Source organism: Modestobacter sp. I12A-02662, assembly GCF_041028325.1.
Taxonomy (GTDB): Bacteria; Actinomycetota; Actinomycetes; order Mycobacteriales; family Geodermatophilaceae; genus Modestobacter.
Map to the genome: position 1 here is coordinate 122,846 of NZ_JABGDE010000008.1, position 26,612 is coordinate 149,457.

Consider the following 26,612-nt stretch of genomic DNA (forward strand, 5'->3'; position numbering starts at 1 on the left):
GGAGCCCGCCGGCGGGGTGTCTGGGAGACTCGTCGGTCGTGGGAACAGCTGCGGGACCTCTGCTCGACTCCGACCTCGTCCGGGCGGCCCGCGGCCTCCCCGTCTCCCGGACCCCGGTGTGGTTCATGCGGCAGGCCGGGCGCTCGCTGCCGGAGTACCGCGCGCTGCGGGCCGGCACCCGCATGCTGGAGGCCTGCCAGGACCCCGACCTGGTCACCGAGATCACCCTGCAGCCGGTGCGCCGGCACGGGGTGGACGCGGCGATCCTCTTCTCCGACATCGTGCTGCCGCTGGTCGTCGCCGGCGTGGACATCGACATCAAGCCGGGCGTGGGGCCGGTCATCGCGCATCCGGTGCGCACCGTCGCCGACGTCGACGCGCTGCCGCCGCTGGAGCCCGACCGGCTCGACTTCCTGTCCACCGCCGTCCGCCGGCTCGTCGGCGAGCTGGGCGACATCCCGCTGATCGGCTTCGCCGGGGCGCCGTTCACCCTCGCCACCTACCTGATCGAGGGTGGTCCCTCCAAGGAGCACGCCCGCACCAAGGCGTTCATGTACGCCGAGCCGGAGGCCTGGCGGCGGCTGCTGGAGCGGCTCGCGGTCAGCGCCGCCACCTTCCTGCGCGCGCAGGCCGACGCCGGCGTGAGCGCGGTGCAGCTGTTCGACTCCTGGGCCGGGGTGCTGTCCGCGGTCGACTACGGGACCCGCGTGCTGCCGCACTCCCGCGCGGTGTTCGACGGGCTGGCCGCCCCCGAGCTCCCGAAGATCCACTTCGGCGTCGGCACCGGCGAGCTGCTGCCGCTGATCGGCGAGGCCGGCGTGGACGTCGTCGGCGTCGACTGGCGCGTCCCGCTGGACGAGGCCGCCCGCCGGGTGGGGCCTGCCTACTCCCTGCAGGGCAACCTCGACCCGGCCGTCCTGCTCGCCGACCGGGCGACCGTCGACCGCGAGGTGCGCCGGGTGGTCGAGCAGGGCCGGGCGGCCCGCGGCCACGTGTTCAACCTCGGGCACGGCGTGCTCCCGGACACCGACCCCGGCGTGCTCACCCACGTCGTCGAGCTGGTCCACCAGCTGAGCGGCCGATGAGGTTCGTCGTCGTCGGGGGCGGCCTGACCGGGCTGACCGCCGCCTGGGAGTGGCGGCAGACGCACCCCGACGACGAGGTCGTCGTCCTCGAGGCCGCTGCCCGCCCCGGCGGCAAGCTCGACCGGGTCGAGCTGGCCGGGCAGTGGTACGACACCGGCCCGGAGGCGGTGCTCGCCCGGGTGCCCGAGGCCCTGGACCTGGTCCGCGAGCTCGGCCTGGGCGACCAGCTCGTGGCGCCGCGGACGACGCAGGCCGCCGTCGTGCTGCCCGAGGGGAGCTTCCCGCTGCCCGCCGGCACCGTGCTGGGCGTGCCCACCTCCGCGGCGGGGCTGGACGGCGTCCTGACCCCGGCGGGCGTCGCCCGGGTCGCCGCGGAGGCCGACCTGCCGCCACTGCGGGTGGACGGCGACGTCGCGGTCGGCCGGCTGCTGCGTGAGCGGCTCGGCGACGAGGTGGTCGACCGGCTGGTCGAGCCGCTGCTCGGCGGGGTGTACGCCGGCCGTGCCGACGAGCTGTCACTGGCCGCGACGATGCCCGGGCTCTTCGCGCAGCTGCGCCGCTGCTCCTCGGTGCTGGCGGCGGCCACCGCCGCGCGGGACGCCGGCGCGCGCAGCCGGGGGGACGACGACGGCCCGGTGTTCATGACCGTCGCCCCGGGCATCGGCTCGCTGCCCGACGTCCTGGCGCGGGCCGGCGGCGCGGAGGTGCGGCTGGGCACCCGCGCGGAGCGGCTGCGGCGCACCCCCGCCGGCTTCGACGTGCAGCTGGCCGGCGGGGAGGTGCTCGCCGCGGACGCCGTGCTGCTGGCCACCCCGGCCGGGCCCACGGCGCGGCTGCTCGCCGGGGTCGCGCCCGATGCGGTCCAGCCGCTGGCCGGCATCCCGTACGCCTCGATGGCGGTCGTCGCGATGGCCTTCCCGGCGCAGCCGCTGCCCGCGGGCTCCGGCCTGCTCGTGCCGCCGGTGACCGGCCGGCTGGTCAAGGGGGTCACCGTCTCCTCCGCGAAGTGGCCGCACCTCTCGGCGGGCGGCGTGGTCCGGGTGCGCTCGTCGGTCGGGCGGTTCGGGGACGACGACGCCCTGCACCGGGACGACGCCGAGCTCACCGCCGCAGTCGTCGCCGACGTCGCGGAGCTGCTGCAGCTGGAGCGCCCCGAGCCGCTGGACACCCGGCTCGTCCGCTGGGACGACGGGCTGCCGCAGTACCTCGTCGGGCACCCCGGGCGGGTGGCGGCGGTCCGGTCCGCGGTGGCCGCCGTCCCCGGGCTCGGGGTGGCCGGTGCGGCGTACGAGGGGGTCGGCGTGCCGGCCTGCATCCGCGACGCCCGCCGCGCCGTGGCGGGGCTGGCGTGAACGCACCGGCCGCCGTCCGCGGCGCCGCGATCACCGTGGCGCCGGTCGTCTTCGTGCTGCTGTGGAGCACCGGGTTCGTCGGCGCCAAGTACGGCCTGCCCTACGCCGAGCCGTTCACGTTCCTGGCGCTCCGGCTGGCCCTCGCCGGGGTGCTGCTGGCCGGGCTCGCCGCCGTCCTGCGGGCGGCCTGGCCGGCGGGCCGCGAGCAGGCGGGGCAGGCCGGTGTCGCCGGCCTGCTGCTGCACGCCGGCTACCTGGGCGGCGTCTTCTTCGCCATCGACCACGGCCTGCCGGCCAGCGTCGCCGCGGTCGTGGTGAGCCTGCAGCCGGTGCTGACCGCGGCGCTGGCCACCCGGCTGCTCGGCGAGCGGCTGGTGGCGGTGCAGTGGCTGGGGCTCGTCCTCGGCGTCGGCGGGGTGGTGCTGGTGCTCGCCCCGGGGCTGGCCCGCGCGGCGGGGGAGGCGGGCGCGCTCCCGCCGATCGGCGTGGTGTCGGCCCTGGTGGCCCTGCTCTGCGGCACCGGGGGGACGCTGTGGCAGAAGAAGCACGGCGACGACATCCCGATGGTGTCGGGCACCGCGGTGCAGTACGCCGCGGCCGCCCTCGCGCTGCTCGCGGTCGCCGGGGTCACCGAGAGCATGACGATCGAGTGGACGGCGGACTTCGTCCTAGCGCTGGCCTGGCTGGTGCTGCCGCTGTCGCTCGGCGCGGTCCTGCTGCTGCTGTTCCTGCTGCGCCGCGGCAGCGCCTCCGGGGTGTCCAGCCTGCTGTACCTGGTGCCCCCGGCCACCGCCGTCGAGGCCTACTTCCTGTTCGGCGAGGAGCTGCCGCTGCTGTCGCTGCTCGGGGTGGTGGTCACCACCGTCGGCGTCGCGCTGGTGCTGCGGCCGCCCGGTAGGCGCGCGGGACGCCGCGCGACAATGGACCCATGAGCGAGCAGACCGAAGAGCGCAGCACCGGCAAGCGGGCGAACGAGCTGAACGCGCAGATCCGCTACACGATGTGGTCGGTGTTCCGGCTGGCCCGCCCGCTCGGCGACGACCCGCGCACGGGGACCGCCGACGAGGTCACCGCGCTGTTCGAGGAGCTCGCGGGCAAGGACGTCGTCGTCCGCGGCACCTACGACGTCGCCGGCCTGCGCGCCGACGCCGACCTGATGATCTGGTGGCACGCGGCCACCCCCGACGCCCTCCAGGACGCCTACACCCGGCTGCGCCGCACCGCCCTGGGCCGGCACCTGGAGCCGGTCTGGTCGCAGATGGCGATCCACCGGCCGGCGGAGTTCAACCGCAGCCACATCCCGGCGTTCCTCGCCGAGGAGGAGCCCCGCCGGTACGTGTGCGTGTACCCGTTCGTGCGGTCCTACGAGTGGTACCTGCTGCCCGACGAGGAGCGCCGGGACATGCTCAAGGAGCACGGCATGCAGGCCCGGCCCTACCCGGACGTGCGGGCCAACACCGTCGCCTCCTTCGGCCTCGGCGACTACGAGTGGATGCTCGCCTTCGAGGCCGACGAGCTGCACCGGATCGTCGACCTCATGCGCGACCTGCGGGCCAGCCGCGCCCGCCGGCACGTGCGCGAGGAGGTGCCGTTCTACACCGGCACCCGCAAGCAGGTCGCGGAGCTCGTGTCGGATCTGCCGTGACCGTGCACCTGGTCGGCCTACCGGCCTCCACCGCGGCCAGGTGCCGTCCCGGCCTGCGCTGAGCCGTTGCCCGGATCGTCGGCAGGAGCCTCCGGCTCCGTGCCGACGATCCGGAGGCGGCTTCCGCCGCCGTCATCCGTACCTCTGGTTGCGTTCGTCGTGCGCTGCCGGGCGTTCGGTCTACCTGCCCAGGCCGGCGTCGCGGGCGCGGACGATGGCCTCGGCGCGGTCGGCGACCTGCAGCTTGGTGAGCACGTTCGACACGTTGTTGCGCACCGTCTTCGGCGACAGGTACAGCGCCGCGGCGATCTGGGCGTTCGACCGGCCCGCGGCCACCAGGTCCAGCACCTCCCGCTCCCGCGCGGTCAGCTGCGGGAACGCGGTGGCCGGGCCCGCCGGGCCGGCGGTGAAGAAGTCCGCGATCCGCCGGGCCAGTGCCGCCCCGAACACCGCGCCGCCGGCCGCCACCGTGGTGATCGCCCGCACGACCTCCTCCTGGTCGGCGCCCTTGAGCAGGTACCCCCGGGCGCCGGCCCGGACGGCGGAGAACACCGTCCCGTCGTCCTCGCTCATGGTCAGCACGACGACCCCCACGGACGGCGACTCCGACGTCACCCGCCGGGTCGCCTCGATGCCGTCGAGCCCGGGCATCTGCACGTCCATCACGACCACGTCCGGCTGCTCCTCCCGGGCCAGCTCGACCGCGGCCAGCCCGTCGGCCGCCGTCCCGACCACCACCAGGCCGGGCACCGACGCGAGCAGCGCGGCCAGCCCCTCCCGGTAGACCGGGTGGTCGTCGGCGACCACCACGCGCACCGGCTCGGCCCCCGTCGGCTCAGCCACCCGTCCTCCTCCCGTCCACGGGCAGCACCGCCCGCACCACCGTGCCACCCTCCGGCGGGCAGTCGACGGTGCCCCGCCCGCCCAGCTCCGCGGCCCGTTCCCGCAGCGACGCCAGGCCCACCCCGGCGGTCGCGTCGGCGGGGATCCCGCGGCCGTCGTCGGTCACCGTCACCACCAGGGCACCGCCCTCGCGGGCCAGCCGCACCGTGCACGAGGCCGCCCGCGCGTGCCGCGCGACGTTGGCCAGCGCCTCGGAAGCGATGCGGTAGGCCGCCACCTCCACCGCGGCCGGCAGCCCGTCGACGTCCGGCCCGGCCAGCACCTGCACCACCACCCGCGGCGCCAGCAACCGCTCGGCCTGCTGCCGGACGGCGCCGGTCAGGCCGAGGTCGTCCAGCGCCGGCGGCCGCAGGTCGTGCACCAGCCGGCGGACGTCGGCCAGCGCGGCGGCGACGTCGTCCCGCGCCTGGCGGAGCACCCGGTCGGCCTCCTCCGGCGCCCGGCCGGCCAGGTTGCGGGCGGTGTCGATGCGCAGCACCACCGCCCCGAGCGAGGGCCCGAGCCCGTCGTGCAGGTCCCGCCGCAGCCGGCGGCGCTCCTCCTCCCGCGCGGTCACCAGCTGCTCGCGGATCGCCTGCAGCTCGGTCGCCAGCGCGCTGGCCCGGGCGGCCGCGGCGGCCTGCCGGACGACGTCGGCCAGCAGCGGCTCGTCCTGCGCGAGCAGCGCTGCCCGGACGCCGGACCGCGGGAGCAGCAGGCGGCCCACCTCCTCGCCCCGGTAGGAGATCGGCAGCGCCTGCACCTGCGCCGGGCGGGTGCCGTGCTCGGCGACGAGCTGGTCGCCGCCGGCGTGCTCGACCTCCACCCCGACGTACGGCGACCGGAAGGCCTCCGCCACGGTCGCGGCGACGGCCACCAGCTGCCCGCCGGGGTCCGGGGACTGCTCCAGCCGCTCGGCGAGGCGGGACACCACCCGGTACGGGTCCTCCCGCTGACCGAGCACCCACCGGCGCACCACCCGCCACAGCTGTGCCCGCAACGGCACGTACAGGGCGGTGACCAGCAGCAGCGCCAGCAGGGCGACGTCCCGCTGGCCCAGCCGGTCCCCGAGCAGGGTGCCGGTGGCGGCCACCACCGCCAGGTCGAGGAGCACCACCGCGACCGCGAGCCCGCCGTAGACCAGGGTGCCGCCGAGCAGCCGGTCGATGTCGACCAAACGCGGGCGCAGGAGCCCCACGGCGACCGCTCCGCCGGTCAGCGCGACCGCCAGCGTCAGGGCGAGTGAGGCGCCCCCGCCGGGCAGGACCAGGGCGGTGAGCATGACCAGCAGGTCGACGACGCCGGCCCACACGAGCCAGCGGATCTGCCGGCGCCGTTCCCCGGTCGCCCGGCGGTGGCGGGCGACCACGACCGCCAGCGGCACGGCGACCCCCAGCAGCGCCACCGGGAAGGCCACCCGCAGCAGCGGCAGGACGACCGCGGCCGGCAGCGGCAGGCTCGTGGGGTCGACGTCGATCCGGTCGTAGACGGCGGGCAGCGCCGTGCCCGCCCGGGCGTCGGCGATCTCGGACGGGACGATGAGCAGCAGCGTCGGCAGCACCGCGGTGCACGCCAGGGAGGCGACCGCCGGGAGTCGCCAGCGCCCCGCGGGGAGCCGGCCGTCGGGGTACAGCAGGAGCAGCAGCGGCAGTCCCAGCAGCAGCCAGGAGCCGAGCCGCTGGACGGTCCAGAAGGCCAGCGACGCGAGCGGGCGCGGCTCCTCGGGAACCATCGCCCAGCTGAGCCAGGCGCCGGCCAGCCCGTCGACCGCCCACAGCAGCGCCGTGCCGGCCAGCACCCAGGACAGCGGGTGCCGCGGCGCGCGCCGCAGCAGCGCGGCCGCCGGCCCGGCGAGCAGGACACCGGGCAGTCCGACGAGCCAGCCGGGGTCGTTGGCGGTCGCCTCCCGCACTGCGGCCGGGGTGACGACGTCCAGGCCCAGGGTGACCGCGAAGGACAGCACGCAGGCGAGCGGGACCAGCCACGCGGCGGAGCGGGCGGCGGCCGCCCCCCGGGCGCGGCGCGGATCGGCCGCGTCCCCGCGCGGAGGGCGCGGTACGCGGTCGGTGACCGGGGACGACGGTGCCTGCACGCGGGGATCCTGACGGGTCGACCGTCCCGAGGGGGAGAGGCACGTGTCCCGGGTCGCCCGGGACGGTGAGCGGGACCGGAGAGAGGGTGGCGGGCCCTGGGTGCCCGGGACGCCGACCCGAGACGGTTCTCCCAGCGCGGCACACCGGGTGCCGCACCTCGCCGTGGAGGCCCCGATGTCCCTGAGCACCACCCCCGCCCCCGCCCGCACCGACGTCCGCGCCGACCGCGGCGGGCACCGCGCCCCGGCCGGCCGGTCGACGTCCGTCCGCGGCGCCCGGGCCGCGGGGATCGCCGTCGCCTCGGGCTCCGCCCTCTGGGCCGGTGGGCTGCTCGCCTTCGGCGCGGACCCGAGCGGCTGGCAGCAGACGGTCTACGACCTCACGTCGCTGGCGTTCCAGCTGGGCCTGGTCGCGCTCGTCTCCCTGCAGTTGCGCACCGGGGCGACCGGCACCGGGCGGCTGGCGCGGGGCTTCCTGCACGCCGAGCACGTGCTGCTCGGGCTGGCCATCCTCTCGACCCTGACCTGGATCGTCGCCCCGGGCCAGAGCGAGCAGACCTGGTTCCTGCTGCTCGACGCCTTCTGGCCGCTGTCCATGCTTGGCATGGCCGCCATCGGGGTGCGGATCGCCATCGCCGGCCGGTGGCGGGGGGCCGCCCGGGTGTGGCCGCTGGTCGCGGAGAGCTGGGCGCCGGTCGTCGTCCCGCTCAACGCCGTCCTCGGCGCCACCGTCGGCGGCTACGCCGGCGCCGCGCACCTGCTGGTCGGCTACGTGGCGCTGGGCGTCGTGCTCGCCGTCCGCCCGCAGCTCACCGGCGCCCGCGACTGACCTGCCCGAGCAGACGACACCGTCCCCACCCCGTGATCCCGGGTGGGGGCGGTGTCGTCGGTCGGCCTCAGCTCCCGCTGGGGGTGAGGGTGATGCTCACCGAGTTGATGCAGTAGCGGTCGCCGGTGGGCGTCTGCGGCGCGTCGGCGAAGACGTGCCCCAGGTGGCTGTGGCAGCTGCCGCACAGCACCTCGGTGCGCAGCATCCCGTGGCTGCGGTCCTCGCGGAGCACCACGTTGTCGCCGGTCGAGGGCTCGTAGAAGGACGGCCAGCCGCAGTGCGAGTCGAACTTGGTGTCCGAGCGGAACAGCTCGGCGCCGCAGGCCCGGCAGGCGTAGACGCCGACGGTCTTGGTGTCGACGTACTCCCCGGTCCAGGCCCGCTCGGTGCCGGCCTGGCGGAGGACGGCGTACTCCTCCGGGGAGAGCTGGGCGCGCCATTCCTCGTCGCTCTTGACGACCTTCGGCTGGGAGGCGGATGTGGTCATGCACCCACCGTACGGCGGCTCAGTCGCCGTCCGGCGTGAGCCACCCGATCAGCCGCTCCAGCAGCTCGGCGACCAGCGGGCGCACCTCGAAGCCCGTGCTCGCGGACTCGCCGGAGGTGCCGCGGAGCTCCACCTGCTGCCCGCCGGCCGGCAGGGTCACGGGCACCGTCGCGGCGATCGCGACACGGCCGTGCGCGTCGGCCGTGCCGCTGCCCAGCAGCCCCTGGTTCCGGGACGGCAGGGCGGCGGTCACCTGCTCGCCGGCCAGGAACCCGGTGCCGGTCACGGTCACGCGGTCGCCGCGGAACGGCGTGGCGTCGCTGATCGTCGCCGCGGCCTCGACGTCGATCCCGACCAGCGTCGGGTTGTGGTCGCTGGCCCGGTACGGGCCGGGGGAGTACAGCCGCCGGTCGCCGTCGTACTGGTAGGCGGAGGACTCCGCCGCGTTGACGTCCCAGACCGCGTGCCCGGTGACCCGCGCCGCCAGCGACGGCGAGGCGAACACGTGGTCCAGGGACCCGGACCCGCCGTCGAAGACGTAGCTGAACTGGTCCGGGGCGGCCAGCTCGGTCCAGCCGGCCGCGGTGACCACGTCGACCGGGTCCTCGTGCCGGTAGGCGTTGAAGTCGCCGGTGAGGAGGACGTCGGGGTCGCCGGCGGCGGTGGCCCGCTCGGCGGCGAAGGCGACCAGGGCCTGCGCCTGGGCGACCCGGTCGCCGTTGCAGTTGCCGTTCCCGCCGACGGCGGGGTCGTCGCTGCCGGCGCCGCACGCGCTGCCCTTGGACTTCAGGTGGTTGGCGATGACGGTGAACACGTCCCCGCCGGCCGAGAAGGTCTGCGCGATGGGCGAGCGGGCGTTGGCGAAGGCCGACAGGTCCGCGGGCACCGCCGGGTCGCCGACCGGCACCACCCGGTCGGCGCGGTACACGATCGCGTTGGTGATGACGTCGGTGTCCTCGTGCGCGGGCACGTACCGCCAGTCGTGCCCGTCGGCGTCCTCGAGCGCCGCCAGCAGCGTCTCCACCGCGCGGTACGGGGTGGCGGGGGTGAGGACGGCGGAGTTCTCGATCTCGTGCAGCGTGAGGACGTCGGCGTCCAGCGCCGTGATCGCCCGGACCAGCTTGGCCTCCTGCCGGGCCAGCTCGTCGGCGTCCGCCGCGCCGCGGGCGAGGTCCCCGAACTCGCTCGGGAAGTCGACGAAGTAGTTGAGCACGTTGAGGTCGCCGACCACGAGGTCGCCGCCGACCGCCGGGGGCTGCTCGGGGCGGGCGTTGACCGCGGGGAACGTCGTGCCCTGCGGCGTCCCGTCGGCGGGCTGCAGCCGCCACGCGTCGTGACCCCAGCCGAGCACGACCGGTTCCAGGTCGACCGCGTCACCGACCCGCACCGGGTCGTCCAGGGTCAGGTGCGGTGGTGCGGCCCGGGTCGTGGTCAGGTTCGCCGTCCGGGCGTCGTCGAGCAGGATCGAGCGGGTCTCGTTCTCGGCGGCGACCGCCGCGGCGGCCGGTCCCGGCTCGGCCGCCTCGGTCGGCGCGAGCAGCCGGCCGCCGGAGGACAGCAGCAGCTCGCCGAAGCGGTCCAGCGCGAAGAGCCCGGTCACGGTGAGCGGGGACGACGGCGTGACCAGCATGCCCTCCAGGGCCTCGCGCTCGGCGTCCCCCGAGGGCATCGGCAGGGGCGCGGGCGCGGGCAGCTCCGCCGTTCCGCAGCCGGCCACCTCGGGGTCGATGAGCTCGGTGAGGCCGTCGAACTCGGCCACGGTGCCGCGCACCACCACCTGGTCCCCGAGAGCGAGGTCCCTGAGGGCCATGTCCCCGAGGGCCATGTCCCCGAGGGCCGAGTCCCCGCCGGCCCCGTACACGAAGACGGCGTCGGAGGTGGCGGCTGAGCCGTCCCCGCCGTCCTGCACGAAGACGCCGCCGAACCCGCCGTCCTGCAGGTCGCCGACCACGGTGCCGGCGACGGTGACCTGCTGGCCGACCACCGGGCTGGCCGCGTCGCTGCCCTGCACCGAGCCGATCGACCGGACGGCGGCCGCGCAGGCCTCGTCCACCGGCGCGGCGCCGACGGGGGCGGCGGGAACGCCGGCCGCGAGCACGACGACGGCGACGGCGACGGTCAGACCTGGGGCGGCGAGGCGGAGGCGCTCGGACACGGATCTCCTCGGACTGCGGGCGAGGTGGCCGGGGCCTCGATCCTGGCAGCGCGCTGCGCAGTCGGCGGTGAACATACGGTAACGGTGTCCGCCGGTCCGGGGTCCGGCCGCGGCGGCGGTGCTCGTACCGTGGTCGCGGCGCGGCGCACCGCGCCGCCGACTCCCGCCGGAAGGACCCATGACCGTTCCCGAGCCGCTGCCCGACGTCTGGTTCACCCGCGACCTGCCCGTGCTCCGGGCGATCGTCCGGCTCGTCGACGAGCCGGCCACCGGCAGTGCCCCCTACCTCGGGGCGGTGGTGCCGGCCAGCGGGCTGCCCAAGCCCCAGGTGGTCTCGGCGGCCAAGGCCCTGGTCGACGCCGGCCTGGTCGAGGCCCTCACCAACTACGCCGGGGAGATCGTCCGGTTCACCGCGGTCTCCGGAGAGGCGCGGCGGCTCGCCGGGCTGTGGCCGACCCCGCAGGGGGAGTGGGACCGGCTGCTCGAGCAACTGCAGGCGCGGGCCACCCGTGCGCTGAGCGAGACCGAGCGGACGCGGTGGCGGGCCCTCGCCGACGCCGCCGCGGCGATCGGGCCGGACGACGGGGCGCTGCTGATGTCCGCGCTGATCGGCGGGTACGTGCCCCGCGCCCGCTGACCCCGGACGAGACAGCGCCCCCGCCCGGGGATCCGGACGGGGGCGCTGTCGGTGTTCGGGAGGCTGAGGTCAGCCGTCCGCTCCGAGGGTCAGAGCGGGGTGACGTTCGCCGCCTGCGGGCCCTTCTGGCCCTGCTCGACGTCGAACGAGATGCGCTGGCCCTCGTCGAGCGAGCGGTACCCGCTGGACTGGATGGCCGAGTAGTGGACGAAGACGTCGGGGCCGCCCCCGTCAGGGGTGGCGAAGCCGAACCCCTTCTCGGCGTTGAACCACTTCACTGTTCCTTCGGGCATTGCTCGCTCCTAGCTGAGGTCGTGCATCGGGGTCCTGCCAGTGCGCAGGGCCTTCCCGACGTCCAGAACCCTAGCGGCTCGGAGCGCTCCGTGGTCAAGCAGGGACCGACGAGTTCCCGGCGCGGCGGGTCAGAGCAGCCGGCCGTCGTCCTCGGGGAAGGCGTGCACGGTCCGCGCACGGGGACGCCCGTAGGCGTTCCCGGCGGCACCCTGGGGGCGCGCGGCTCCGGCGAGGGAGGGGGCCGCGGCCGGCAGCGCCCACCGCGCCGGCCGCCAGGACCGGACCCCGATCGGCTCCTGCTCGGCCGCCCACTGCTCGCGGGCCAGCCGGGCCTGCTCCGCGTCCCGGGCGAGCACCCAGCGGTGCCACCGGTGACCCAGCACGTCCAGGCCGACCAGGACGGCGACCAGCACGGCGACGGTGAGCATGGCGTCGGTGACCGCGGCCGCCACGTCGAGGGCGGTGACCTCCGGCCAGCTGACCGCCGTCAACCGGTGGCCGACGACCTCGAGGACGACGTACAGCACGCCGTACACCGTGAGCGTTGCCCTCATCTGCTCTCCTCCCCCGGAAGCCGTCCCCGTCCCCAACGACAGGACCGGTACCGAGGACGAGCCCCGGTGCCACCCCGGCGGCCGCTGGTCCCCCGAAGGGGTGAGCCCGGCCGGCTCAGCCGGTGAGGACCTCGTTCCACGGCCGGACCGTCCACTCGGCCACCACGCCGTGCACCACGAACGGGTCCCCGGCGATGAACTCCTCCGCGGCCTCCCGGGTGGTGAACACGCCCATGGCGTCGCCGTTCATCGGCTCGTCGAACGTGCCCACCATCAGCAGCACGCCGCGGTCGCGGAACTCGTGCAGCCGGGCGACGTGGGCCGCGCCGTGCTGCTGGGCCAGCGGGAGGAAGTCCTCGACCGCCCGGTACCTCATCACGTACTTCACGCCGGGCATCGTGGCGGAGACGGACGGCGCGCGGCAGGGGCCCGCTCGTCGCCGCCGACGCGCGCTCCGGGGTGGCGCCTGCCAGGCTCGCCGCATGGGCCGCCTGGACGAGGTCGATCTCAGCTCCCGCCTGGACAAGAAGGCGGCCAAGGAGCAGCTGGCGGCAGCCCAGCGGCGGCTGGTGCACCTGCGGCTGCTGCTCGGTGGGCAGATCGGGCCCGGGGAGATCGGGCCGCCGCTGTGCGTGGTGTTCGAGGGGTGGGACGCGTCGGGCAAGGGCGGGGTGATCAAGCGCCTGGTGGACCACCTCGACCCCCGGCACGTGCGGGTGGCCCAGTTCGCCGCGCCCACGCACGACGAGAAGCGGCACCACTTCCTGTGGCGGTTCTGGCCGGTGCTGCCGGGCTGGGGCGGCATGGCCGTGCTCGACCGGTCCTGGTACGGGCGGGTGCTGGTCGAACGCGTGGAGGGCTTCGCGCCGGAGGAGGCGTGGCGGCGCGCGTACGGCGAGATCGTCGACTTCGAGACGACCCTCGCCGCGGAGGGCACGGTCCTGGTCAAGTTCTGGATGCACGTGTCGCCGGAGGAGCAGCTCCGCCGGTTCGAGTCGCGCCGCGAGGATCCCTACCGCGCCTGGAAGCTGACCGACGAGGACTGGCGCAACCGGGGGAAGCGGGCCGACTACGAGGCGGCGGTCGAGGAGATGCTCCAGCGCACGGACACGACGACCGCTCCGTGGCACGTGGTCGCCGGCGACGACAAGCGGACCGCCCGGGTCACCGTCGTCCGTGCGGTCTGCGAAGCGGTCGAGCGCGCGCTGGAGGCCCGCGGCATCGACCCCGACCCGCCGCTCACGCAGGACTGAACCCGGTCAGCCGGGGCGCCGCGCGCCGGACCACCAGGCGGTGAGCCGACGGAACGTGGGCGGCGGCGGTGGGGGGACGGCGGCCCGCTCGGCCGGGGTGCGGGCCCGCCGCCGGCGCAGCTCCAGGGCGAGGCTCTCCTGCCCCCGGTCCATCGCCCAGCGGTGGTTGGCCTCGAAGACCGGTCGCAGCAGCCGGCCCAGCCGGCGCAGCAGCGGCTTGGCGGCGGCGACCCGCCAGTCGTAGGTGATCTCCACCTCCGGACCGTCCTGCCGGAAGGTCCACCGGCCGGTGCCCACGAGGTCGCCGTCGGCGGACAGCGCGAAGCCCGTCCCGCTGACCGGTTCGGTGAGTTCCAGCGTCCAGCGGAGGGTGTAGGGGAGCCAGCCGGTGGTCCACAGCTCGGCGGCCTCCCGGCCGGCCCGGGTCCGCCGCGCGGCGTCCAGGTAGACCGCCGGCCACCAGCGGGTGAGCGCGGCGCCGTCCCCGAGCACGTCCGCCACCTCGGCCACCGTGCCGGCCACCCGCCAGACGGTGACGAAGTGGTACTGGTCCGACCGCGCGGTCATCGGCCTGGCGGGTCGGTGGCGACCGGGCGGGCGTCCGAGGCGAGCGTCGCGTCGGCACCGTTCTCACTCGCCGTGCGGCGCCGCGGTCCGCCGTACCAGTCCAGGCAGACCATGGTGGCGTCGTCGCGCAGGTCTCCGCCGGTCTCGTGCAGCACGGCAGCGCCCAGCTCGTGGACGACCTCCCGAGGGTGCAGGTCCCGGCTGGCGAGCAGGGCGGCCGCCACGTCGAGGGAGACCGCGTTGCGCTCCTGCATCCCGTCGGTGAGGAGCACGATCCGGTCCCCCGGTTCCAGGGGGAGCCGCTGGAGCCGGAAGGACTTGCCGGGGACCACCCCGAACGGCGGCTCGATGCCCAGTTCCATCTCCTCCACCCGGCCGTCGCGCAGCCGGAGCGGGAAGGGGTGGCCGGCGTTGACGATCGCGGCCGTGCGGGTCGCCAGATCGACCCGGACGAGCTGCCCGGTGACGAACTGACCCGGCGGCGCGTTGTCGGCCAGGGCGTCATTGGCGTACCGGGCCTGCGCGCCGAGGTCCATCCCCTTCCGCCGGGCGTTCCGCAGGCCCCCGACGAACAGCGTCGCCAGCAGGGCCGCGTCGACCTCGTGGCCGACGGCGTCGGTGATGGACACGTGGAGCGAGTCGCGGTTGAGCGTGTAGTCGAAGGTGTCGCCGCCCACCGAGGCCGCGGGTTCGAGCCAACCGGCGAGGGTGAACTGCCCGGCCTCGCAGGTGTAGGAGGCCGGGAGCAGGCGACGCTGGATCTCGGCGGCCAGGGAGAACGGCGTGGTGCGCTGTCCCCACTCGAACACGTCGGTGTACCGGCGGGCGGCGATGACGACGTAGGCGAGGGCATGGGCGGCGCCGGCGACGTCGGCGACCACCCTCGCGGAGGGGTGGGCGGGCAGGACCAGTTCCAGCAGTCCGATCGCGTCGCCCCGGTCGGTGACCGGGACGGTCATCCGCGCCCCGGCGTCGAGCGCCTGGAGGTCGACCTCCTGGGTCCGCAGCACGCGCTCGTACACGGTGCCGTGCAACGGCACCGTCTCGGCACGGGCGCCGTCCTGCGTCCGTGCGCCCTCGGTGCGGGCTGCCGTCGACGTGAGACGGACGACGGCGCGACCGCTGAAGTCGGCGATCAGGAAGCTGAGCTCGCGCGCCCCGGTCATCTCCGTGAGCGCCTCCGCCGCGGCCTCCACGGCCTGGATCGGCGCCGTCCCCTCGATCCGGTCGAGCAGTGCGCCGATGTCCAGGCCGGAGGCGGGCGTGGTCGGCATGGGCAGACTCTAAGTGGCGCCTCCGGAGGCTCCCCACGCGCGAGAACGGCCCAGGGGCGCGGAGGACGCGCGGCGCGGCGGTGGTGGTCCGCATCGCCGCCGTCCGACACGATCCCGCTCGTGCCGTTCGAGACGAGTCCGGGCCCCCACCGTCCCTCGATGCAGCACGGGTGTGCCGCCGGTGAGGTGCGGGCGTGAGCGCGGTGGCGCTGGGGCTGTACGTCGTGGCGCTCGTCGTGCTGTTCGGCGTGCGCTCGTGGGTGCAGCGACGCCGGACCGGGCACACCGGCTTCCACGGCCTGTCCGGCACGCCGGCCGACGCCGGCTGGTGGGGCGGCGTGCTGTTCATGGTCGCGATCGTGCTCGGGCTGGCCGCTCCGCTCCTGGTGGTCCTCGGCGCAACGCCGACCGACCCACCCGTCGGGGTCGAGGTCGTCGGGCTGGGGCTGGCCCTGGTCGGCTTCGCCGCGACGCTGGCCGCGCAGACCGGCATGGGTGCCTCCTGGCGGATCGGCGTCGACCCGGCCGAGCGCACCGAGCTGGTGACCACCGGGGTGTTCGCGTCCGTGCGCAACCCGATCTTCACCGCCATGGTGCTCGCCCAGTCCGGCGTCGTGCTCATGGTCCCCACCTGGGTCGGCGCCGGAGCGCTGGCCGCACTGGTCACCGCGGTCCAGCTGCAGGTACGCGCGGTCGAGGAGCCCTACCTGCGGAACGCGCACGGCGACGCCTACGCCCGGTACGCCGCGCGCACCGGCCGGTTCGTCCCCGGGGTCGGTCGTCTGCCCGATGCCGCCACCGCGACCGGCCGGCGCGCGTTCTGAGGCCGGGCGGGACCGCGCCGTCGGCAGCCCGCCGGGGTCTCGACGGATCGACGAGGTCCCTGGTGGGGCGCAGCTCGACGGAGGAGCATTCCTCCTGAGTGCTGTACCGGTGATCCTGGACGGAGGAGGCGGGCGTGATGCACGACGAGGAGGAAGCCCTGTACGTGGACAGGCCTCCGGTCGAAGAGGAGGCCGTGCGAGGCCACCGGGTCGTGGTGGCGGTCGACGGCTCGGCGGGCTCGACGGCGGCGCTGAGGTTCGCCCTCGAGGACGCGGCACGACGCGGTGTGCCGGTCGAGGCGGTCATCGCCTACCGGGTGCCGGAGATGCGGGGCGACTACACCGACATCGGCACGGCCGAAGACCAGCGACTCTCGGACACGCTGCGGAGGCAGTCCGTGGACAAGGTCCGCGCCGTGGTCGACGAGGCCGCGCGCGGCTTGGCCGGCGCGGTGCCGGACGTGCAGATCCGTGCCGCGCTCGGCTCGCCGGCGGACGTGCTCGTCCGTGAGTCGCACGGCGCGGACCTGCTGGTGGTCGGCAGCCGGGGGCACGGGGGCTTCCACAGCATGCTGCTCGGCTCGACGAGCATCCAGTGTGCGACGCACGCCACCTGCCCGGTCACCGTGGTCCACTCGCCCGAGACGCGCCGCCACCGGCTCCGTCTCCACCGGGAGCGCCAGGACCAGCGTGCGGACCAGCGTGGGGACCAGCGTCAGGACGCTACCCAGATGGCGGGGGACGGTCGCTGAGCGCGCCCTGCCGCACCGGGCGTCGAGGAACCGGGACGCCGCGACGGGACGGGGGCCGGACCACCGGGGCCCCCGTCCGCGCCGGACGCGAGAGGGTGTGCGGCAGCGTCAGTCGATCCCCCGGCGGATGAGCCGCCCGCGCGGGGTCTCGTAGTCCACCTCGACGCCCCGGACGAACGTCCGCCGCACGACGCCGGACAGGGTCTTCTGGTCGTACGGCGTCAGCGGGTGCCGGTGGCGGAGCTTCCCGGCGTCCACGACGAAGGCCTGGTCGGGCGCGAAGACCGACAGGTCGGCGTCGTAGCCGAGGGCGATCCGCCCCTTGGACCTGAGCCGCAGCCGGTCGGCCGGGCGGGCGGCCATCCACTCGATGACCTGCTCGAGGCCGATGCCCCGCAGGCGCGCCTCCGTCCAGACCACCGACAGGCCCAGCTGGACCGAGGCGATCCCTCCCCATGCCACCCCGAAGTCGCCGTTCTGCAGGTCCTTCAGCGACGGCGTCGAGGGGGAGTGGTCGGAGGCGATGTAGTCGATGGTGCCGTCGAGCAAGCCCTCCCACAGCTGCTCGCGGTTGCTCGTCTCACGGATCGGCGGGCAGCACTTGTACTGCGTGCCGCCGTTGGGGATGGACTCCGACGCCAGGGTCAGGTAGTGCGGGCACGTCTCGACGGTGAGGTCCAGCCCGTCGGCCTTCGCGGTGCGCAGCATGGGCAGGGCGTCGGACGACGACAGGTGCAGGATGTGGGTGCGTGCACCGGTCCAGCGGGTGCGCTCGATGACCTCGGCGATCGCCAGGTTCTCCGCGCCGCGGGGCCGCGAGGCGAGGAAGCGGTCGTAGACGTCCCCCTCGGGGTCGGGGGCGCGGTCGATGGAGCGCGAGTCCTCGGCGTGGACGATCATCAGCGCGTCGAAGCTGCGCAGGACCTCCAGGTACTCCTCCAGCTGGTCCGGGCTGAGCGGGGGGAACTCGTCCACGCCGGAGTGGAGCAGGAAGCACTTGAAGCCGAAGACGCCGTCGTCGTGCAGCTCACGGAGGTACTGCTTGTTCCCCGGCACGGCGCCGCCCCAGAAGCCGACGTCGACGAAGGCCTGCGGTGCCGCGGTGAACTGCTTGAGCTGCAACGCCGGGCGGTTGACCGTCGACGGGATCGAGTTCAGCGGCATGTCGAGGATGGTGGTGACGCCGCCGGCCGCGGCGGCCCGGGTGGCGGTGGCGAAGCCCTCCCACTCGGTGCGCCCGGGCTCGTTCACGTGCACGTGCGCGTCCACCAGACCCGGTATCAGGGTCTCGTCGTCGGCGAGGGTGATGACGTCGTCGCCCTGCAGGTCCGAGCCGAGGGGCTCCAGGGCGACGATCCGGCCGTTGGTGACGCCGATCTCCCGCGCGACGATCCCCGCGGTCGTCAGGATGCGGTTGCCCCGGACGACGAGGTCGAAGCCGGTGGACCGGGTGGTCACGCGTGCCGTGGGGTCGTCGGCGACGTCGTCCCCGCGCTCGGCGCGCAGCCGGGCGAGTTCCTCGAGGATCGTCTCGGGGTCGTTGACGGCAGCCAGCTGCTGACGGGGTCCGCCATCGGGCATGAGTAGCTCCTGGGGTCGAGTGGTGGGGTGATCAGGGGTCGGAGGTCCCGGGATCCTGGTGCGGGAGTCGCTCACCTGCCCCCGGTGATGGGCCACCCGGTCATCTTCTTCTGCCGCGCCGGCGCGTAGGTGCGCACCTTCGAGGTGCTCAGCTGCATCCGCACCAGCGACTCGGCGACGGTTACCGCCGCCGCGACCCCGTCGACCACGGGCACCCCGGTGCGCGCTCGCACCGCTTGCTCGAGCTCCGCCATCCCGCCGCAGCCGAGGCAGATGACCTCGGCGTGGTCGTCGCGCACCGCGGCGGTGGCCTGCTCCACGATCGCCTCCACTGCGCGCTCCGGGTCCGACTCGAGCTCGAGGACCGCCAGACCGCTGGACCGGACCGACGCGCAGCGGCGGTCCAGGCCGGCGAGGAGCAGCCGGTCCTCGATGAGGGGCACCGCGCGGTCCAGCGTCGTGACGACGGAGTAGCGGTGGCCCAGGTACATCGCCGTCGAGGCCGCGGCTTCGGTGATGTCCACGACGGGGACGTCGAGCAGCTCCTGGAGTCCCTCCCGGCCGTGCTCCCCGTAGCCGGCCTGGATGACGGCGTCGAACGGTTCGTCGTAGGCGAGGACGCGGTCCATCACGGCGACCGCGGCCAGGTAGCTCTCCAGGTTGCCCTCGACGGACTCGGCCCCGAAGGCCGGGGTGAGCCCCACGATCTCCGTTCCGGGCAGCGCCACGCGGCGGGCCTGCTCCGCGATGCCCTCGGTCATGGACTCGGTGGTGTTGACGTTGACCACGAGGATCCGCATCGGTGGTGTCCCTTCGTCTGGTGTCGGGTGGATCAGTGCCGGACCGGGACGGCGATGGACTCCCCGTCGACGTCAGCGAAGGTGCGCGTCCGGTCGGCGATCACGTAGTAGATGACCGCGCCGAGGCCGGCCGCGATGAACCACGAGAAGGCGGCGAACGTCCCCAGGCCCTCGACGAAGGCGAACACCATCGCGATGGCCGCGGACGGGATGAGCGCGAGGATCGCCCGCGTGTTCACGCCGTTGCGGTACCAGTACTCACCGGAGGTCTCGAAGGTGTACAGGTCGGGGACGTTGATCCGCTGGCGACGCAGCAGCCAGTAGTCGGCCATCACGATCCCGAACAGCGGGCCGAGGAAGGCGCCCAGGCCGCCGAGGAAGTAGAGGATGACCGCCGGGCTGTTGTAGAGGTTCCACGGCAGGATGACGAACCCGATGACCCCGGACACGATCGCTGCGCGACGGAAGTTCAGCGTGCGCGGCATCATGGCGGCGAGGGCGAAGGAAGGGGCGACGAAGTTCGCCATCAGGTTGACCGCGATCGTCAGGGTCAGCAGGGCCAGGCAGGCGAGCACCAGGAACAGGGTGCTGTCGATGGCCTGCACGACGTCGGTGGGGCTGGTGATGACCGTTCCGTCGATGGACAGCTGGCCACCGGTGAGGATCACGACCACCAGGCCGAAGAACAGCATGTTGACCGGGATGCCCCAGAGGTTGCCCAGGACCACGGCCTGCTTGGACTTGGCGCCGCGGGTGAAGTCGCAGAAGTTCAGGACGAAGGTCGCGTAGATGGCGACCCAGAGGGCGCCACCGCCCAGGATCTGGAGCCACATCTCCGACCCGGTGAGCACGTCGGGCGGCGACCAGGCGATCGAGCCCCCGGCCTGGACGAACACGTAGACGGCGAGCGCGACGAACGTGATCAGGATGACCGGGCCGGCGAACGCCTCGTAGTGGCGGATCATCTCCATGCCGTAGCAGGCGATGAGGACCTGCACGACCCACAGCACGCTGAAGCAGATCCACGACAGGTGCGACAACCCCAGGGTGCTGCTCTCGGTCAGCGACTCCAGCGAGGGGAACACCGCGATCAGCAGGACGTTGCCGACGAGTGCCGCGAGGTAGGTCTGGATGCCGAACCAGACGATGGCCACGCCGCCGCGGAGCAGCGCGGGGACCTGTGCGCCGCGGACGCCGAAGCTGATCCGGCTCATGACCGGGAAGGGCACACCCGTCTTGACGCCCATGTAGCCCGACAGGGTCAGCAGGAGGAAGAGCAGCGCGGCGCCGACCCCGATGGCGGTGAGGATCTGCCAGGTGCCCAGGCCCAGGGCGAACAGACCGATCGCGAACGCGTAGTTGCCGAGGCTGTGCACGTCGTTGGCCCACAGCGCGAAGAAGTTGTACGCGCTCCAGGTCCGGCCCTCGCGCTTCGTGGGCGCGAGGTCCTGGTTGTAGAGCCGGGGGTCGACCCCGGCGGGGACCGGTTCGGCCAGGCCGTGCAGGCCGGGCAGGCCGCCGGACGGGCCGACGATGGTGTCCCCTGGCGTCGAGCTGCTGGCGGGTGAAGATCCGCTCATGAAGCACTCCGGGTTTGGTATACGAGAACGGCTGGTGACGAGTAACCTGCATCACAAGGCCCGCCGACGTCAAGGGTTTGTTTCCGTTCCGCGAAAGTCAATGTCCACATGACGGAAGAGTCGGCCCGCCGGAACTGGCGGTCGCTGCAAGTGACGGAGGGCGATGGTGCGGTCCCGGGCATGGTTGACGGCTCGTATACCAAGTCACTAGCTTCATCCACCATCACGGGCGGCCGGTCCCGCGGCAGGGACAGGTGACCGCCCGGCGCAACGGCCCGGGCGTCTCCGAGGGCGCGCCGGCGTCGTAGAGCCCCACCGGCACCAGCAGGAGTGCGGACATCATCCGGGCCGCGACGGCGGCTCCAGCGGAGAGGACGACCCGACATGACGTCGACCACGAGCCCCTACTACGCGCCCCGTGGCGGGCTGCCGGGGCAGACCGAGCTGACCACCAACCGGGCCATGTTCACCGAGGCCTACGCGGTGCTGCCCAAGGGGACGATGACCGACATCGTCACCAGCAACCTGCCGTTCTGGGAGCGGACCCGGCTGTGGGTGATCGCCCGGCCGCTGTCCGGCTTCGCGGAGACCTTCTCCCAGTACATCGTCGAGGTGTCCGAGGGCGGCGGCAGCGACCGGCCCGAGGCCGACCCCGCCGCCGAGGCCGTGCTGTTCGTGGTGGAGGGCTCTCTGCGGCTGACCATCGGTGAGACGGCGCACCAGCTGGAGCCCGGCGGCTACGCCTTCCTCCCGCCCGGCGCGGCGTGGACGCTGCGCAACGAGCAGGCCGAGCCCGCCCGCTTCCACTGGATCCGCAAGGCCTACCAGCGGGTCGAGGGCGTCGAGGTGCCCGAGGCGTTCGTGACCAACGAGCGCGACGTCGAGCCGATCCCGATGCCCGACACCGCCGGCACCTGGAGGACGACCCGCTTCGTCGACCAGACCGACGTCCGGCACGACATGCACGTCAACATCGTCACCTTCGAGCCCGGGGGAGTGATCCCCTTCCCCGAGACCCACGTGATGGAGCACGGGCTGTACGTGCTGGAGGGCAAGGCGGTCTACCTGCTCAACCAGGACTGGGTGGAGGTCGAGGCCGGGGACTTCATGTGGCTGCGCGCGTTCTGCCCGCAGGCCTGCTACGCCGGCGGCCCGGGGCGGTTCCGGTACCTGCTGTACAAGGACGTCAACCGGCACGTGCAGCTGAGCCGGCAGTTCGTCTGAGCCGACGCCTCCCCCGTGGGGGGAAGGGAGTGTGGGCGGGTGCACGTGCGGCGTGGGGGCCTGCGGGACGATCAGCTCGTGAAGACGAACGAGGAGCCGGCGCCCCTCGCTGCCGCGGAGGGCCAGCCGCTGCGCGACGTCATCCGGGAGCAGCTCCGCGCGCAGATCGCCGAGGGTGTGTGGACGCCCGGCACCCGGTTGGTCGAGCGCGAACTGGCCGAGGAGTTCGGGGTCTCCCGCGTGCCGGTGCGGGAGGCCCTGCGGGCACTGGAGAGCGAGGGCTTCATCCAGCTCCTCCCGAGACGGGGGGCGGTGGTCCGCGACCTGACGCGGTCCGTGGTCGCCGACCTCTTCGACATCCGGGAGGTCCTGGAGGCGCTCGTCGCCCGGCTCGCGGCACAGCGGATCGACGAGGAGGGGCTGGCCGAGCTCCGGGGCGTGGTCGAGGACGGCCGCCGCGCCGTCGACGCCGATGACCACGCCTGGGCCGGCGCCGCGAACACCACCTTCCACGAGACGCTGCTGCGTCTCTCGGGCAACGACTCGCTCCGGTCGCTGCTGGAGCCCCTGACCGGACGGCTGCGGTGGCTCTTCCGGCAGTCGACCGATCTCCGGCGCGTGCAGGCCGAGCACGAGCAGTTGTACGCCGCACTGGCGATGCACGACGCGGACCTCGCCGCCGCCGTCGCCGTGGCGCACGTGCGGGCCAGCCGGCACATGGTGCTCGACGACATGCCCGGCTGACGGTCGGGTCGGGGGACCGGCCTTCCCGCCCTCAGTCGTCGGAGGTCGTGACCGTGCGCATCCCGCAGACCAGATCGGCGACGAGCGCGGTCCACCCGGTCTGATGGGAGGCGCCGAGCCCGGCGCCGTTGTCGCCGTGGAAGTACTCGAAGAACAGCGGCTGCCCGTTCCAGGCGGGATCGCGCTGGAGGCGGTCGACCCAGCCGGAGCACGGGCGCCGGCCGTCCGGGCCGACGGTGAACAGCGAGAGGAACCGGCTCCGCAGGTCCGCCATGACGTCGGTGAGCGTCTTCTGCTGTCCCGATCCGTGCGGGAACTCGACCGTCATGCCGGGGCCGATGTGGTCGGCGTACTGGGCGACGACGTCGACGAGCAGGTAGTGCAAGGGAGCCCACACCGGACCGCGCCAGTTGCTGTTCCCGCCGAACATGGTCGTGGTCGACTCGGCCGGCTGGTAGTCGATGGAACCGTGGTGCGAGTCCACCGTGACGACGTACGGGTTGTCGCGGTACTCGGCCGACAGGGACCGGACGCCGTAGGGCGACAGCAGTTGCCCCTCGTCGGCGACCCGCTGGAACACCCCGCGCAGCTGCTGCTCGTCGATCAGGCTGATCAGCTGCTCCGGTCGGTCGGCGAGTGGGCGGACCACCCCCACGCGGTGCGAGCGCGCCGGCGCATCGGTCGGGGGGAGGAACTCCGCGACGGCGGGCAGGGTCGCCCGCGCCGCCTCGAGGCGGGCAGGGGTGATGACGGCCGCGGCCAGTGCAGGGACGACGCCGACCAGCGAGTCGATGCGGAAGGGGACGCTCTCCCCGCTCGGCATCCGCAGGACGTCGAAGAAGAACTGGTCGCGCTCGCTCCACAGCCCCTTCTCGTCCACCGCCCGGGCGAGCTTCGCGAAGTAGTCGAGGTACCGGCTGACCTCGGCCTCGTACGCCGGGTCGGACCGGGCCAGCGCCTGCGCGATCGTCACCATGGACAGCGTGAACAGGCCCATCCAGCCGGTGGCGTCGGCCTGCTCCAGCTCACCGCCGAACGGCAGGTTCGAGCGGTCGAACACCGAGATGTTGTCCAGGCCCAGGAAGCCGCCGGTGAAGATGCCGTCCCCCTGGGAGTCGTGCCGCGAGACCCACCAGTCGAAGTTCCGCCCCAACCGCTCGAACATGAAGCGCAGGAAGTCCGTGTCGCGCTCGCCGTCGAGCGACCAGACCTTGACGGTCGCCCACGCGTGCACGGGCGGGTTGGTGTCGTCGAACCGCCACTCGTACGCGGGCAGGGCGCCGTCCGGGCTCTGCACTCCGTCGCGGCAGAGCAGGCGCAGCTGGTACTTGGCGAACGCCGGATCGATGTGCGCCCAGGCGACGCAGTGGAAGGCCAGGTCCCAGGCCGCGAACCAGGGGTACTCCCACGTGTCCGGCATGGAGATGACGTCGGTGAGCGCGAGGTGCCGCCAGGCCCTGTTGCGCGCGCGGCCCGGTGGTGGCGGTGGTTGCGCCGGGTCGCCGTCCAGCCAGCGGCCGACGTCGTAGGCGTAGAACTGCTTGGACCAGATCAGGCCGGCGAAGGCGCTGCGGGCCACTGCGGCAACCTCGTCCGGCGTTCCCGACGGCACCAGCGCGGCGTAGAAGGCATCCGCCTCCCTCCGGCGAGCGCCGATGGCGTCGTCGAAGGCGCTGCCGAGCGGATCCGCCGGGAGCACGTCGCCGGACGGCCGCAGCCGCAGCCGCAGCTCCGCCGTGCCGCCGGCCGCGACCCGGAGGCGGTACCAGGCGGACGCCTTGGTCCCCCTGGCGGCGGGGTCCACCGTCGGGGTGCCGGCGACGACGTAGTCGTTGATGCCGTCCTTGGGAAACGGCGACGGGTTCGTGGCCGCGAACAGGCGTGCCGCGTTGGTGTCGTTGGCGCAGAAGACCAGGTCCGGACGGCGGCCGTCCGGACCCGTGCCCACCGTGAGGGTGTGGTCGCCCAGGTCCGGGTGGCTCGCCACGAGGTCGCCGTCCGCAGCGCGGATCTCCGGCCGGTGCGCACCGACGTCCCACGACCAGGTGTTGCGGAACCAGAGCGTCGGGAGGACGTGCAAGGTCGCCTCATCCGGTCCCGCGTTGCGGACGACGATCCGCATGAGGAGGTCGTCGGGGCCGCCCTTGGCGTACTGGACGTCCACGGCCCAGTACCGGTCGTCGTCGAAGACCCCCGTGTCGAGCAGTTCGTACTCCGGGTCGAACGGGCCGCGGCGGGCGTTCTCGGCGACGAGGTCGTCGTAGGGGAAGCGGCGCTGCGGGTAGTGGTAGCGCCAGTGCAGCCAGGAGTGACTGGGCACCGCGTCGACGTACCAGTAGTACTCCTTGACGTCCTCGCCGTGGTTGCCGCGGTCGATGCGGCCACCGGTGAGGCCGAACAGGCGCTCCTTGAGGATCGGGTCGGCGCCGTTCCACAGCGCCAGGCCGAGGCACAGCCGCTGCTGCCAGTCGCACACGGCGGCGAGGCCGTCCTCGCTCCAGCGGTACGCGCGGGAGCGGGCGTGGTCGTGCGGGAAGTAGTCCCATGCTCCGCCGTCCGCGCTGTAGTCCTCCCGGACGGTGCCCCACGCCCGCTCGCTGACGTACGGACCCCACCGGTACCACTCGGTCACGTCCGCGAGGTGGGTGGCTCCCGCGTCGAAGCCGCGGACACGGTCCCGTTCCGGGTCGGCACCAGCCATCGTCCGATGCTGACAGATCCGGGCCGCGGCGCGCCCATCCCGGCCTGCGGTAGCAACACCAGGCCAGGGGTTCGCCGAGAGCTCCAGTCACAGCGTGACATCACCGCCCTCCTGGACGTCACCCGAGCCAGCGTTGCCATCGAGAGGGCTCGTGTTCACGCGCTGGCTCCTCGCCCAGCGCGCGGGCAGCCTCAGCGACGTCGTCCGCGGTGAGCGTCGTCACGTCGGCACGGTCGAGCGCGTCCACGCTCCGGTCCTCGGCGCGCGTGAGCCGCAGGGCCTGGCGGTTGAGGGCCTGTTCGAACAGCGTGCGGGCGAAGCGCGCGTTGCCGGACTCCTCACCGGGGCGGAGGCCACCGAGGATGCGGCGGAGCGTCGCTCCGGCGCCAGGCTCCAACGTGTACTCGTGCTGGGCAAGGATGAGAGCGAAGATCGCTTCGAGTTCGTCCGTCGAGTAGTCGGGGAACCTGACCTCGCGAGCGAACCGGGAGCGGAGGCCGGGGTTCGAGAGCAGGAACGACTCCATCAGCCGGGGATAGCCGGCCACGATCACCACGAGGCGGTGGCGGTGGTCCTCCATGCGCTTGAGCAGGACCTCGACGGCCTCGGGCCCGAAGTCCAACCGGCCGTCGCCCTCGGGGGCCAGCGAGTAGGCCTCGTCGATGAACAGGACGCCGTCGAGTGCCCGGCGGATCACGCGGTCGGTCTTGATGGCGGTCGCACCGACGTACTGTCCGACCAGAGCGGCCCGATCGACCTCCACCAGGTGACCCTTCTGCAGCAAGCCGACCGCCCGGTACATCTCGGCCAGGAGCCGCGCCACCGTGGTCTTGCCCGTGCCCGGGTTCCCGAGGAACACGAGGTGCTGGGACGTCGCCACCTCGGGCAGGCCGTGCGTCTTGCGGCGCGCCTGCACTTGCAGGAAGGCGACGAGCGCCTGCACCTGCTCCTTCACCGTCTCCAGCCCGACGAGCGCGTCGAGCTCCGCCTGCACCGCCGAGAGCGGCCGAGCCGGCCCGGGGCGGCCGCCGAAGAGGTCGCTCACCAGGTCGTCCACGCCCCGCAGACCGGGCCGCGGAAGTTGATCGCCCAGGCGACCGACGGTCTCACGCAGGTCATCGAGTGGCTTGCGCTTGGAAGCCATGCCGGGAGCCTAGGGCCACGGGGGCGGAGGATCCCTCGTGAGAGCCCAGGAGGTGGTCGTCGGTGGGGTCGATCACCCACGCAGCCCTGGTTCGGCGAGCTGACCGGTTCAGGTGGCGCGTTGGGCAGCCGGGGACTGCCCCGGGTCGGGTGACGC

General features: G+C 74.0%; 25 protein-coding genes. 11 read left to right on the plus strand and 14 right to left on the minus strand.

Features of this window, described 5'->3' with window-relative positions; translation table 11 throughout:
- Positions 1-38 precede the first annotated feature (38 nt).
- Genes hemE through hemQ form a run of 4 tightly spaced genes read left to right on the plus strand, consistent with a single transcriptional unit; the run spans position 39 to position 4,082 of the window.
- Positions 39-1,085 carry a uroporphyrinogen decarboxylase gene (gene hemE, locus HL189_RS13405; protein WP_369134206.1) on the plus strand — a complete coding sequence of 349 codons (1,047 nt, stop codon included), beginning with the start codon at positions 39-41 and terminating at the stop codon, positions 1,083-1,085.
- Positions 1,082-2,437 (plus strand): protoporphyrinogen oxidase, encoded by a 1,356-nt coding sequence (gene hemG / locus HL189_RS13410; protein ID WP_369134207.1) that lies wholly within the window; start codon positions 1,082-1,084, stop codon positions 2,435-2,437. Before hemE ends, hemG begins: the two co-directional genes overlap by 4 nt.
- Positions 2,434-3,369, plus strand: a complete 936-nt coding sequence (locus HL189_RS13415) for a DMT family transporter (RefSeq protein ID WP_369134208.1) — start codon at positions 2,434-2,436, stop codon at positions 3,367-3,369. Before hemG ends, HL189_RS13415 begins: the two co-directional genes overlap by 4 nt.
- Complete coding sequence (gene hemQ / locus HL189_RS13420) at positions 3,366-4,082, plus strand: hydrogen peroxide-dependent heme synthase (RefSeq protein WP_369134209.1); 717 nt, start codon at positions 3,366-3,368, stop codon at positions 4,080-4,082. Before HL189_RS13415 ends, hemQ begins: the two co-directional genes overlap by 4 nt.
- 180 nt (positions 4,083-4,262) lie before the next feature.
- Here hemQ and HL189_RS13425 read toward each other — a convergent pair whose 3' ends face one another.
- Both HL189_RS13425 and HL189_RS13430 read right to left on the minus strand, forming a co-directional pair.
- Positions 4,263-4,925 carry a response regulator gene (locus HL189_RS13425; protein WP_369134210.1) on the minus strand — a complete coding sequence of 221 codons (663 nt, stop codon included), beginning with the start codon at positions 4,923-4,925 and terminating at the stop codon, positions 4,263-4,265.
- Positions 4,918-7,056, minus strand: coding sequence for a histidine kinase (locus HL189_RS13430; protein ID WP_369134211.1), 2,139 nt, complete (start codon positions 7,054-7,056; stop codon positions 4,918-4,920). Before HL189_RS13430 ends, HL189_RS13425 begins: the two co-directional genes overlap by 8 nt.
- A gap of 175 nt (positions 7,057-7,231) precedes the next feature.
- On the opposite strand from HL189_RS13430, the gene HL189_RS13435 reads away from it, so the two are divergent.
- On the plus strand, positions 7,232-7,885 hold the full coding sequence (locus HL189_RS13435) for a hypothetical protein (RefSeq protein ID WP_369134212.1): 654 nt from the start codon (positions 7,232-7,234) through the stop codon (positions 7,883-7,885).
- Positions 7,886-7,952: 67 nt separating this feature from the next.
- On the opposite strand, the gene msrB is transcribed toward HL189_RS13435, so the two are convergent.
- Both msrB and HL189_RS13445 read right to left on the minus strand, forming a co-directional pair.
- On the minus strand, positions 7,953-8,372 hold the full coding sequence (gene msrB / locus HL189_RS13440) for a peptide-methionine (R)-S-oxide reductase MsrB (protein WP_369134213.1): 420 nt from the start codon (positions 8,370-8,372) through the stop codon (positions 7,953-7,955).
- Positions 8,373-8,391: 19 nt separating this feature from the next.
- Complete coding sequence (locus HL189_RS13445) at positions 8,392-10,527, minus strand: ExeM/NucH family extracellular endonuclease (protein ID WP_369134214.1); 2,136 nt, start codon at positions 10,525-10,527, stop codon at positions 8,392-8,394.
- Positions 10,528-10,705: 178 nt separating this feature from the next.
- Between HL189_RS13445 and HL189_RS13450 the strand changes: the two genes are divergently transcribed.
- Positions 10,706-11,164 carry a hypothetical protein gene (locus HL189_RS13450; RefSeq protein WP_369134215.1) on the plus strand — a complete coding sequence of 153 codons (459 nt, stop codon included), beginning with the start codon at positions 10,706-10,708 and terminating at the stop codon, positions 11,162-11,164.
- Between the two features lie 89 nt (positions 11,165-11,253).
- On the opposite strand, the gene HL189_RS13455 is transcribed toward HL189_RS13450, so the two are convergent.
- The 3 genes from HL189_RS13455 to HL189_RS13465 form a co-directional block, all read right to left on the minus strand.
- Entirely contained in the window at positions 11,254-11,457 is a 204-nt protein-coding gene (locus tag HL189_RS13455; RefSeq protein WP_075015009.1) for a cold-shock protein, read from the minus strand.
- 129 nt (positions 11,458-11,586) lie between these two features.
- Positions 11,587-12,012: a hypothetical protein gene (locus tag HL189_RS13460; protein ID WP_369134216.1), complete on the minus strand. Its 426-nt coding sequence runs from the start codon at positions 12,010-12,012 to the stop codon at positions 11,587-11,589.
- Positions 12,013-12,127: 115 nt separating this feature from the next.
- Complete coding sequence (locus HL189_RS13465) at positions 12,128-12,400, minus strand: YciI family protein (protein WP_369134217.1); 273 nt, start codon at positions 12,398-12,400, stop codon at positions 12,128-12,130.
- Positions 12,401-12,494: 94 nt separating this feature from the next.
- Between HL189_RS13465 and HL189_RS13470 the strand changes: the two genes are divergently transcribed.
- Entirely contained in the window at positions 12,495-13,265 is a 771-nt protein-coding gene (locus HL189_RS13470) for a polyphosphate kinase 2 family protein (protein ID WP_369134218.1), read from the plus strand.
- Positions 13,266-13,271: 6 nt separating this feature from the next.
- On the opposite strand, the gene HL189_RS13475 is transcribed toward HL189_RS13470, so the two are convergent.
- On the minus strand, positions 13,272-13,832 hold the full coding sequence (locus HL189_RS13475) for an SRPBCC family protein (protein ID WP_369134219.1): 561 nt from the start codon (positions 13,830-13,832) through the stop codon (positions 13,272-13,274).
- On the minus strand, positions 13,829-15,106 hold the full coding sequence (locus HL189_RS13480; RefSeq protein ID WP_369134220.1) for a PP2C family protein-serine/threonine phosphatase: 1,278 nt from the start codon (positions 15,104-15,106) through the stop codon (positions 13,829-13,831). The genes HL189_RS13475 and HL189_RS13480 overlap by 4 nt, the downstream gene beginning before the upstream one ends.
- Positions 15,107-15,300: 194 nt before the next feature.
- Here HL189_RS13480 and HL189_RS13485 point away from each other — a divergent pair, with 194 nt between their 5' ends.
- Entirely contained in the window at positions 15,301-15,930 is a 630-nt protein-coding gene (locus tag HL189_RS13485) for a methyltransferase (RefSeq protein ID WP_369134221.1), read from the plus strand.
- 137 nt (positions 15,931-16,067) lie between these two features.
- Positions 16,068-16,682: a universal stress protein gene (locus tag HL189_RS13490; protein WP_369134365.1), complete on the plus strand. Its 615-nt coding sequence runs from the start codon at positions 16,068-16,070 to the stop codon at positions 16,680-16,682.
- A gap of 108 nt (positions 16,683-16,790) precedes the next feature.
- Here the strand turns inward: HL189_RS13490 and allB are convergent, their stop codons facing one another.
- The 3 genes from allB to HL189_RS13505 all read right to left on the minus strand — a co-directional run bounded on the left by allB (position 16,791) and on the right by HL189_RS13505 (position 20,643).
- Complete coding sequence (allB, locus tag HL189_RS13495; RefSeq protein WP_369134222.1) at positions 16,791-18,263, minus strand: allantoinase AllB; 1,473 nt, start codon at positions 18,261-18,263, stop codon at positions 16,791-16,793.
- Between the two features lie 71 nt (positions 18,264-18,334).
- Positions 18,335-19,063, minus strand: a complete 729-nt coding sequence (locus HL189_RS13500) for an aspartate/glutamate racemase family protein (protein WP_369134223.1) — start codon at positions 19,061-19,063, stop codon at positions 18,335-18,337.
- Positions 19,064-19,095: 32 nt separating this feature from the next.
- Complete coding sequence (locus HL189_RS13505; RefSeq protein WP_369134224.1) at positions 19,096-20,643, minus strand: NCS1 family nucleobase:cation symporter-1; 1,548 nt, start codon at positions 20,641-20,643, stop codon at positions 19,096-19,098.
- A 384-nt stretch (positions 20,644-21,027) separates the two neighbouring features.
- Here HL189_RS13505 and HL189_RS13510 point away from each other — a divergent pair, with 384 nt between their 5' ends.
- On the plus strand, positions 21,028-21,867 hold the full coding sequence (locus tag HL189_RS13510) for a bifunctional allantoicase/(S)-ureidoglycine aminohydrolase (RefSeq protein WP_369134225.1): 840 nt from the start codon (positions 21,028-21,030) through the stop codon (positions 21,865-21,867).
- Positions 21,868-21,945: 78 nt separating this feature from the next.
- Complete coding sequence (locus HL189_RS13515; protein WP_369134226.1) at positions 21,946-22,611, plus strand: GntR family transcriptional regulator; 666 nt, start codon at positions 21,946-21,948, stop codon at positions 22,609-22,611.
- Positions 22,612-22,642: 31 nt separating this feature from the next.
- Here HL189_RS13515 and HL189_RS13520 read toward each other — a convergent pair whose 3' ends face one another.
- Both HL189_RS13520 and HL189_RS13525 read right to left on the minus strand, forming a co-directional pair.
- Complete coding sequence (locus tag HL189_RS13520) at positions 22,643-25,312, minus strand: glucosidase (RefSeq protein ID WP_369134227.1); 2,670 nt, start codon at positions 25,310-25,312, stop codon at positions 22,643-22,645.
- A gap of 118 nt (positions 25,313-25,430) precedes the next feature.
- Positions 25,431-26,456 carry an AAA family ATPase gene (locus HL189_RS13525; protein WP_369134228.1) on the minus strand — a complete coding sequence of 342 codons (1,026 nt, stop codon included), beginning with the start codon at positions 26,454-26,456 and terminating at the stop codon, positions 25,431-25,433.
- Positions 26,457-26,612: the final 156 nt, after the last annotated feature.